Below are 9,472 nucleotides of genomic sequence, written 5' to 3' on the forward strand. Positions count from 1 at the left end.
AAATCAGTTTTTCTCGAGCGCCCACAGGTCGCTTTCGATGCTCTCGAACCTTTCCTTAAGGTGCGTCTGCACATCGAAAATCGCCCTGTTGTAATAGTGCGGAGCAATTTCGCGGGTAAACAGGTCGAGGATTTCAGCCGCTTCGAACGAACCCAGGTTCAGTTCGAAGCGATCTTCCATGAAGCGCTTGATCTTGTGATTGGCCTCGCTCTCCTGTTCGGGAGTGAGGGTCAGGATCGGCGGCTTGCTCTTCTTCGCGGCCATTTACCAGCGCCCGTCCCAGGCGGCGAAATTCTGCAGCAGTTGCAAGCCGTGGGTATGGCTCTTCTCCGGGTGGAACTGCACGGCGAAGCGCGAGCCCTCGGCCAGCGCCGCGGCGAAGTCGACGCCGTAGTGACCGTTGCCCACCACCTGCCGCGGGTTGCCGGCGGTGATGTAGTAGCTGTGCACGAAGTAGAAACGCGCCAGGTCCGGGATGTTGTGCCACAGCGGGTGGTCCACCGCCTGTTTCACTTCGTTCCAGCCCATGTGCGGCACTTTCAGGTGCTCGCCCGCCTCGTGCAGGTCCTTGCCGAAGAACTTCACCTGGCCGGGGAACAGACCAATGCAGTCGACGCCGTCGTTCTCTTCGCTGCGTTCGAGCAAGGCCTGCATGCCCACGCAGATGCCGAGGAACGGACGATCCTGGCTGACTTCACGCACCAGCGAGTCGAAGCCCAGGCGACGAATCTCCGCCATGCAGTCGCGAATCGCGCCAACACCGGGAAACACCACCCGGTCCGCTTCGCGAATCACCGCGGCATCGCTGGTGATCAGCACCTTGCCGGCACCGACGTGCTCGAGGGCTTTCGCCACCGAGTGCAGGTTGCCCATGCCGTAATCGATAACCGCGACCGTCTGCATTACAGGACGCCCTTGGTCGATGGCATCTGCCCGGCCATGCGCTCATCCAGTTCGACGGCCATGCGCAGGGCGCGACCGAAGGCCTTGAACACGGTTTCGATCTGGTGGTGGGTGTTGGTGCCACGCAGGTTGTCGATGTGCAGGCTGACCAGAGCGTGGTTGACGAAGCCCTGGAAGAATTCCTGGAACAGGTCGACGTCGAAGCCGCCGACGGTGGCGCGGGTATAGGGCACGTGCATCTGCAGGCCGGGACGGCCGGAGAAGTCGATGACCACGCGCGACAGCGCTTCATCGAGCGGCACATAGGCGTGGCCGTAGCGACGGATACCCTTCTTGTCGCCGATGGCTTTGGCGAAGGCCTGGCCCAGGGTGATACCGACGTCTTCCACGGTGTGGTGGTCGTCGATATGCAGGTCGCCCTTGCACTCGATATCCAGGTCGATCAGCCCGTGACGGGCGATCTGGTCGAGCATGTGTTCAAGAAAAGGGACTCCGATATCAAATCGGGCCTTTCCGGTGCCATCCAGGTTGATCGAGGCTTTGATCTGGGTTTCCAGAGTGTCGCGCTCGACGGACGCCTTACGTTCGGCCATCACCAGCTCCGCAAAATCATTGGGCGAAAAAGGCAACCATTATAGGGGCGCAGACGGCAAACAGAAACACGGAAGGTGAACTCCCTGACGGGCTGGAACCAGCACCGCCAGGGATGTACCTGTCAGGACAAGCAGAAACGTTGTCCGGAGAGAATCGCAATGCCTTGGCACTGTACCGCTGTGTAGGAGCCGGCTTGCTGGCGATGGCGATTGGACAAGCGACCTGTTCGTCGCCTGACACACCGCCATCGCCAGCCAGCCAGCTCCTGCGAGACGATGATCAGTGGAACAGCACAGCAGTCTTTTGCAGCGTGACCCACACGCCCCACGCCAGCGGAATGCCCACGACCAGCCAGGCGGCGATCGCCATCGGCTTGCTGCCAGGGGAAGCTTTCCACTCCAGCACGGTGGTGCTGTCGGCGCCCTTGTCATGACCCAGCGCCTGTTCGGCGGCCAGTTCGGCGTCGGTCATGAAGTACTTGTCGGCCACCGGACGCACCAGCAGGTTGCAGATGAACCCCAGCACCAGCAGGCCGGCGAGGATGTACAGGGTGATGTCATAGGCCGCGGCGCGTTCCACGCCGATGCTCAACTGATACTCACGCAGGTAGTTCACCAGCACCGGACCGAGCACGCCGGCCGCGGCCCAGGCGGTCAGCAGGCGACCGTGGATCGCACCGACCATCTGGGTACCGAACAGGTCCGCCAGGTAGGCCGGGACCGTGGCGAAGCCGCCGCCGTACATCGACAGGATCACGCAGAACGCCGCCACGAACAGGGCGATGCTGCCCAGGTGACCGAGACTCGGCACCGACGCATAGAGCGCGAAGCCCAGGGCGAAGAACACGAAGTAGGTCGCCTTGCGGCCGATATAGTCGGAGAACGAGGCCCAGAAGAAGCGGCCACCGATGTTGAACAGGCTCAGCAGACCGGTGAAGCCGGCCGCGATGGCGGCGATCTGGCCCAACTGACCGGCGTCCAGCTGACCGAAGGTCAGGCCGTTGCCGAGCAACTTGCCGGCGAAGACTTCCTGCAGCAGCGGCGAAGCCATGCCGAGGATGCCGATACCGGCGGAAACGTTCAGGCACAGCACCAGCCACACCAGGCGGAACTGCGGGGTCTTCCAGGCCACGTTCACATGCACGTGACGATGGGTGATCATCGCGTTGGTCGCCTTCTTCACTGGCGCGGTCCAGCCTTCAGGCTTCCAGCCGGTCGGCGGTACGCGGTACGACAGCGCGCCACCGATCATGAAGATGAAGTAGATCACCGCCATCACCACGAAGCTCTGCCATACGCCGACACTGGTCGGCGAAGCGAAGTGGCCCATCAGCGCCGCCGCCAGCGGAGCACCGACCATCGCGCCACCACCGAAGCCCATGATCGCCATGCCGGTCGCCATGCCGCGCTTGTCCGGGAACCACTTGATCAGGGTCGACACCGGCGAGATATAGCCCAGGCCCAGCCCGATACCACCGATCACACCGGAACCGATCCACATCAGCCAGATCTGGTGGGTATAGACCCCCAGTGCCGAAATCAGCAGGCCACCGCACCAGCACAGTGCAGACACCACACCGGCCTTGCGCGGCCCGGCGTGTTCCAGCCAGCCGCCCCAGATCGCTGCCGAGCAGCCGAGGAAGATGAAGAACAGGGTGTAGATCCAGCCGAGCATCGAGATCGGCCAGTCACATTGCGACGAGAACACTTGTGCGATGAAGCTCATGTCCGGCGCGCAGGCGACCGGTGCGGTAATGCCCAGGGCCTTGGACAGCGGCAACCAGAACACCGAGAAGCCGTAGGCCATGCCGATGCACAGGTGGATGGCCAGGGCGGCCGGTGGGACCAGCCAGCGATTGAAGCCTGGCTTGGCGATGATGCGTTCTTTTGACAGGAACGCTGGCTCGGTGGCGAGGCTGCCAGCCGTGGTGCTAGTGCTCATTGGTGTTTCCCCCATTGGAATAATGGTTCGACAGCAACACTTCACTCCGACCTTTTGGTGCACACAGGCATGGTCGTTTTATCGAGTAAAGCTCAGAAACGCGACAATACGTCGCAGAGGGGCTGACGAACGTCGGAAGATTACCATTTGCTCGTGACAGAAAAACCAAACTGATATCGTCTTTTGTAATCCAACTGCATTGAAAGCGTGCAGCGCGCCTGCCGGGCCCCGTGGGCGCGACGCCCCGGAACGGCAGGCGAATGTTTGGCAGCTATCTGAATTGCGCGTGCGAAAATTTACCCCGAGCCCCGACGCAGCAGAGCAGCCTGCGACAGAAAATTCGCCAGTGCCCCTAACCACCGGGCGTCGTGCCTCGCAGGCCGGCCATCCCGGGAACCGGGTGCCGGCAAACAGGCTTCATTTGCCTGCGCGGACGCTGCAGGTAGTATCCATGCTCTGCCATCTGCCCCGCGGCGTTATACTTGCGGGCTAACTTCATATTCGACTGACTACAAGGACTCGCCCATGAAAGCGTTCGGCAAAATCCTGGGTCTGGTACTTCTCGGGTTGTTGCTGATCATCGTGGCACTGGGCTTCGCCCTCACCCACTGGTTCGATCCCAACGACTATAAAAACGAGATTCGCCAGATGGCCCGCGACAAGGCCCACATTGAGCTGACGCTCAATGGCGACATCGGCTGGAGTCTGTTCCCATGGCTGGGCCTGGAGCTGCACGACGCCAGCGTCGCGACCCTGGCCAATCCGACCAAGCCCTTTGCCGACCTGCAGATGCTCGGCCTGTCGGTCCGCGTGCTGCCGCTGCTGCGCCGCGAAGTGCAGATGAGCGACGTGCGCGTCGAAGGCCTGAACCTGATGCTCAACCGCGACAAGGACGGCCACGGCAACTGGGAAGACATCGGTCGCCCACTGCCGAGCGCCACACCGGCCGGGGCAACCGGCCAGGCCTCGGGTACGCCCGAGGTGGCCGGCAATGCCGAAGCGGAAAAACCTTCGCAGCCGATCCGCCTGGATATCGACAGCCTGACCGTGAACAACGCCCGGGTCGAATTCAGCGATGAAAAGACCGGACGCCAGATCACCTCGGAAAGCATCCAGCTGAGCACCGGCGCCGTTCATGAAGGCAAGGACATCTCGGTCAAGCTGACCGCCTTCTTCGGCACCAACCAGCCGGTGCTGCGGGCCAGGACCGAACTCAACGGCGAACTGCGCTTCGACCGCGCGCTCAAGCGCTACCAGCTCGCCGACATGCGCCTGACCGGCGAAGCCTCGGGCGACCCGTTGCAGGGCAAGAGCCTGACCTTCTCGGTCCAGGGGCAACTACTGGTGGATATGGCGGCGAACGTCGCCGAATGGACCAACCTCAAGCTGTCGGCCAACCAGTTGCGCGCCATCGGCGAGCTGAAGGCCAACGACCTCGACAAGACGCCCCAGATCAACGGCGGCCTGTCGATTGCCCAGTTCGACCTGATGAAATTCCTCGACAGCGTCGGCCAGCCGCTGCCACCGGTGGCCGACGGCAGCCTGAGCAAGGTCGAGCTGGTGACCCGCCTGAGCGGTACGCCGACCAGCCTCGCACTGGACAACATCAACCTGAAACTCGACGACAGCAGCATCAGCGGGCGGATCGCCGTCGAGGACTTCGCCAAGCAGTCCCTGCGCGTCCAGCTCAAGGCCGACAAGTTCGACGCCGATCGCTACCTGCCGCCCAAGTCGGCGGATGCCGACAGCGCCTCGAAAGTCCGCCAGGCCGAAGTCATGAGCAGCGAAGCCAATGCCGTCGCCGGTACCACGCCGCTGCCCGACGCGCCGACCAAGGGCGCCTGGAGCAATGACAAGCTGTTGCCCATCGAACGCCTGCGCAGCCTGGACGTGGACGCCGACCTGAACTTCGACCAGTTGATCCTGAAAAAGCTGCCGATCGACAACGCCGCCATCAAGGCCACCGGCCAGGGCGGCCTGCTGACCCTCGCCAGCCTGCGCGGCGATCTCTACAACGGCAGTTTCGACACCAAGGGCAGCCTCGACGTACGCAACGACCAGCCACGCCTGAACCTGCAGACCCGGCTGAACAAGGTGCCGGTCGAGCGCGTACTGCAGGCCCAGGGACAGAAGCCACCGGTCAAGGGCGCACTGACCCTCACCAGCGACCTGAGCGGCACCGGCAACAGCGACAAAGCCCTGATCGACAGCCTCAACGGCACCGCCAGCTTCGTCCTCAATGACGGCGTGCTGCTCAATGCCAACCTGGAACAACAGCTCTGCACCGGCATCGCCCTGCTCAACCGCAAGACCCTGAGCAGCGAGCCGCGTGGCAAGGACACCCCGTTCCAGGAGCTCAAGGGCAGCCTGACGATCCGCAACGGCGTCGCCAGCAACCCGGACATGAAGGTGCGCATTCCCGGCCTCACCGCCAACGGCAATGGCGATATCGACCTGCGCGTGCTGGGCATGGACTACCGCCTGGGTATCGTCGTCGAAGGCGACAAGAGCGACATGCCGGACCCGGCCTGCCAGGTCGGCGAGAACTTCGCCGGGATCGAATGGCCGCTGCGCTGCCGCGGTCCCCTGGAACTCGGGGCCAAGGCCTGCCGTATCGACAAGGACGGCCTCGGCCAGGTGGCCGCGCGCATGGCCGGCAACAAGCTGAGTGAAAAGATCGACGAAAAGCTCGGCGACAAGGTCAGCCCGGAACTGAAAAACGCACTCAAGGGGCTGTTCAAGCGATGAGAGCCGAACAGTTTTCAACGGCGGTACTGGATTGGTATGACCGTCACGGCCGCCACGACCTGCCCTGGCAACAGGGCATCACGCCATACCGGGTGTGGGTCTCGGAAATCATGTTGCAGCAGACCCAGGTCAGCACCGTGCTGAACTATTTCGACCGGTTCATGGCGTCCCTGCCGACGGTCGAAGCCCTGGCCGCCGCACCGGAAGACGAAGTGCTGCACCTATGGACCGGCCTGGGCTACTACACCCGCGCGCGCAATCTGCAGAAGACCGCGAAGATCGTCGTCGCCGAATACGGCGGCGAATTCCCGCGGGATGTCGAGAGGCTCACCGAGCTACCGGGCATCGGCCTGTCCACCGCCGGTGCCATCGCCAGCATCAGCATGGGCCTGCGCGCACCGATCCTCGACGGCAACGTCAAGCGGGTGCTGGCGCGTTATACCGCCCAGGAGGGCTACCCTGGCGAGCCGAAGGTCGCCAGGCAGCTCTGGGCCAACGCCGAGCGCTTCACGCCCCACGCCCGGGTGAACAACTACACCCAGGCGATGATGGACCTGGGGGCGACGCTCTGCACCCGCAGCAAGCCCAGTTGCCTGCTGTGCCCGCTGGAAAGCGGCTGCGAAGCGCACAAATATGGCCTGGAGACCCGCTACCCGATTCCCAAGCCGCGCAAGAGCGTGCCGCAGAAGCGCACGCTGATGCCACTGCTGGCCAACCGCGAAGGCGCCATCCTGCTTTACCGCAGGCCTTCCAGCGGTCTCTGGGGCGGTTTGTGGAGCCTGCCGGAGCTGGATGGCCTCGACGACCTGCCGCATCTTGCCCTGCAACACTCGCTGGAACTGGGGCGCCAGCAGGAACTGCCGAGCCTGACGCACACCTTCAGCCACTTCCAGCTGGCCATCGAGCCGTGGCTGGTGCGGGTCGAAGAGTCGGCCCATCACGTGGCCGAGGCCGACTGGCTCTGGTATAACCTCGCCACCCCGCCGCGCCTGGGCCTTGCCGCCCCGGTGAAAAAGCTGCTCAAACGCGCAGCCGACGTATTGAATGCAGGAGAGTTGCAATGACCCGCACCGTGATGTGCCGCAAGTACCAGGAAGAACTGCCGGGCCTGGAGCGCCCTCCGTATCCGGGCGCCAAGGGCCAGGATATCTACGATCACGTGTCCCAGAAGGCCTGGGGCGACTGGTTGAAGCACCAGACCCTGCTGATCAACGAAAAGCGCCTGAACATGATGAATGCCGAAGACCGCAAATACATCCAGGGCGAGATGGACAAGTTCTTTTCCGGCGAGGAATACGCCAAGGCCGAAGGCTACGTTCCGCCGGCCGAATGAGCCTGTGTTTTCGCGGTTGGAGTCGTAAGCGACGGTAATAATTAAATTTTTTTTGAAATCGTGCTTGACGACTCCTCGAAAAACCCTTTTAATGCGCCCCGTTGCCCAGATAGCTCAGTCGGTAGAGCAGGGGATTGAAAATCCCCGTGTCGGCGGTTCGATTCCGTCTCTGGGCACCACTAATTACTTTCAGGTGGTGTCAAAGTCATCTGAAAACTGAAAAACCCGCCAAGCGCGGGTTTTTTATTGCCTGGAATTTGCTAGCGTCGGGCTCTGATAAAAGCGGTGACGAGGCATTCCTGCAAGCCTCGCTGCAAACGCAAGGAACCTGCCCAATGACCACCTCCGAGTGCCCATCCGCCCTTTCCCCCGCCGACTGCATTGCCGTGCCCTTTATCGAGGCCGCGGTCGATGGTTTTGTACTGGGTGGCTTCACCTGGCGCCACGGCGAGAGCAAGGCCGGGCGCCCGGTGGTCATCATCAGCGCCGCCACCTCGTTGCGCTGCCGCTACTACTCGCGCTTTGCCGACTATCTGTTCGCCAATGACTTCGACGTGATCACCTACGACTATCGCGGCATCGGCGAATCGCGCCCCGCCTCCATGCGCGGACTCGACGCGTCCTGGACCGATTGGGGCGCGCTGGATTTCGAATCGATGCTGCTGCGGGCCAGTCGCGAATTCCCCGGCCAGCCGATCGATGTCGTCGCCCACAGCTTCGGCGGCTGCGGCGCGGGGCTGGCGGCATCGGGACAGTTGATCCGGCACCTGGTGACCGTCGGCGCGCAATTCGCCTACTGGCGCGACTACGCATCCGCCTCCCGCTGGAAGATGTTCGCCAAGTGGCACGTCGCGATGCCGCTGCTGACCCGCCTCTACGGCTACTTCCCGGGCAAGCGCCTCGGCTGGCTGGAAGACACCCCCGCCGGCGTGGTGGCGGACTGGAGCACCCCGACGGCGGCCTACGAGAAACGCCCCAGCGCACGAAAGCTCGCCGCCCTGCCGTTTTCCCGCGTACAGGCGAAAATCCTCGCCATCAGCCTCACAGACGATCCTTTCGGCACGATAGCGGCCATAGAGCGCCTCCTGGGTTACTTCACCAGCAGCGAACGGACCCACCTGCGAATCGCCCCTGAAGAGATTGCCGAAACCGAAGTGGGGCATTTCGCGTTCTTTCGTAGTCAGTACCAGGAAAAGCTTTGGCCAATTGCGCTGCACTGGCTGAGGAAAGGAGAGTTGATGGCGCAGACGCCAGGGCAGATCGTTGCGCGCTGAGGCGTGAGGCGCCGCGTCACGGGTTGAACCGGGCTCGCTATCGTCCTGGGGCCGGGCAAAAATGCGCTTTGGCATTGCGCCGGTTCACAGGGATAATTCCCCACTTATCTCCTCCCGAAAGCACCTGAGCCCATGGCATCCGAGAACAAGCAACACAAACGCGCGCAGCGGGCGAAAGCCAAGGCCAAGCAGAACCGTACCCGTCGCGCCGAGCCGGCCGAGTCGCTGCCGGTGGACGACGATCGGATCGATTTCGAATCGGTCGACCTGACCGACCTCTTCAAGCGCATGCGCAACGCCGAAGCCACCAGCCAGCAGGCCATGTGCGGCGTCTTCCTGGAGGACCCGCTGCTGGAACTGGTACTGGAGCAGGAAGGCGAGGAAGGGGCGACGGATTTCATCCTGTCCGCCCTGATCGAATATCGCCAGTGGGCCACCGAAGCCAGCGAAGAAGCCGCACTGGCCTGGATCGAGAGCCCGGCCTTCCAGGCCGACTATGTCGCCGCCTCGCAAGCCCTGCAGAAAGCCGCCGACTAGCAATGTCGGGGTATCGGATACCCCGCGTCACCGTTCACGATCATCGCCGGCAAGCCGGCTCCCACAGCCTGGTGCATGACGCCAATCTTGTGGGAACCAGCTTGCTGGTGCATGACACCAGCCTTGTGGGAGCCGGCTTGCT

At 62.9% G+C, this 9,472-nt stretch carries 9 protein-coding genes and 1 tRNA gene; 6 read left to right on the forward strand and 4 right to left on the reverse strand.

Annotated elements, in window-relative coordinates; genetic code table 11:
* Positions 1-3: 3 nt before the first annotated feature.
* From HX881_RS06690 to HX881_RS06705, 4 genes are all read right to left on the reverse strand, one after another.
* Complete coding sequence (locus tag HX881_RS06690; protein WP_017126989.1) at positions 4-264, reverse strand: DUF2164 domain-containing protein; 261 nt, start codon at positions 262-264, stop codon at positions 4-6.
* Positions 265-903 (reverse strand): imidazole glycerol phosphate synthase subunit HisH, encoded by a 639-nt coding sequence (gene hisH, locus HX881_RS06695; RefSeq protein WP_017126990.1) that lies wholly within the window; start codon positions 901-903, stop codon positions 265-267.
* Positions 903-1,496: an imidazoleglycerol-phosphate dehydratase HisB gene (hisB, locus tag HX881_RS06700; protein WP_007909204.1), complete on the reverse strand. Its 594-nt coding sequence runs from the start codon at positions 1,494-1,496 to the stop codon at positions 903-905. The genes hisH and hisB overlap by 1 nt, the downstream gene beginning before the upstream one ends.
* Positions 1,497-1,776: 280 nt before the next feature.
* On the reverse strand, positions 1,777-3,438 hold the full coding sequence (locus HX881_RS06705) for an OFA family MFS transporter (RefSeq protein WP_017126991.1): 1,662 nt from the start codon (positions 3,436-3,438) through the stop codon (positions 1,777-1,779).
* 525 nt (positions 3,439-3,963) lie between these two features.
* Between HX881_RS06705 and HX881_RS06710 the strand changes: the two genes are divergently transcribed.
* The 6 genes from HX881_RS06710 (at position 3,964) to HX881_RS06735 (ending at position 9,330) form a co-directional block, all read left to right on the forward strand.
* Positions 3,964-6,186, forward strand: coding sequence for an AsmA family protein (locus HX881_RS06710; protein ID WP_177083556.1), 2,223 nt, complete (start codon positions 3,964-3,966; stop codon positions 6,184-6,186).
* Positions 6,183-7,250, forward strand: a complete 1,068-nt coding sequence (gene mutY / locus HX881_RS06715; RefSeq protein ID WP_177083558.1) for an A/G-specific adenine glycosylase — start codon at positions 6,183-6,185, stop codon at positions 7,248-7,250. Before HX881_RS06710 ends, mutY begins: the two co-directional genes overlap by 4 nt.
* The gene (locus HX881_RS06720) at positions 7,247-7,519 is read left to right on the forward strand and encodes an oxidative damage protection protein (protein ID WP_017126994.1); all 273 of its coding nucleotides are present in this window, start codon (positions 7,247-7,249) and stop codon (positions 7,517-7,519) included. Before mutY ends, HX881_RS06720 begins: the two co-directional genes overlap by 4 nt.
* Positions 7,520-7,622: 103 nt before the next feature.
* Positions 7,623-7,698: transfer RNA gene (locus tag HX881_RS06725), tRNA-Phe, on the forward strand.
* A gap of 156 nt (positions 7,699-7,854) precedes the next feature.
* Complete coding sequence (locus HX881_RS06730) at positions 7,855-8,793, forward strand: alpha/beta hydrolase family protein (protein WP_177083560.1); 939 nt, start codon at positions 7,855-7,857, stop codon at positions 8,791-8,793.
* 132 nt (positions 8,794-8,925) lie between these two features.
* Positions 8,926-9,330 carry a hypothetical protein gene (locus HX881_RS06735; protein WP_017126996.1) on the forward strand — a complete coding sequence of 135 codons (405 nt, stop codon included), beginning with the start codon at positions 8,926-8,928 and terminating at the stop codon, positions 9,328-9,330.
* The last annotated feature ends 142 nt before the right edge of the window (positions 9,331-9,472 follow it).

The organism is Pseudomonas gingeri (genome assembly GCF_013386115.1).
Lineage (GTDB): Bacteria > Pseudomonadota > Gammaproteobacteria > Pseudomonadales > Pseudomonadaceae > Aquipseudomonas > Aquipseudomonas gingeri.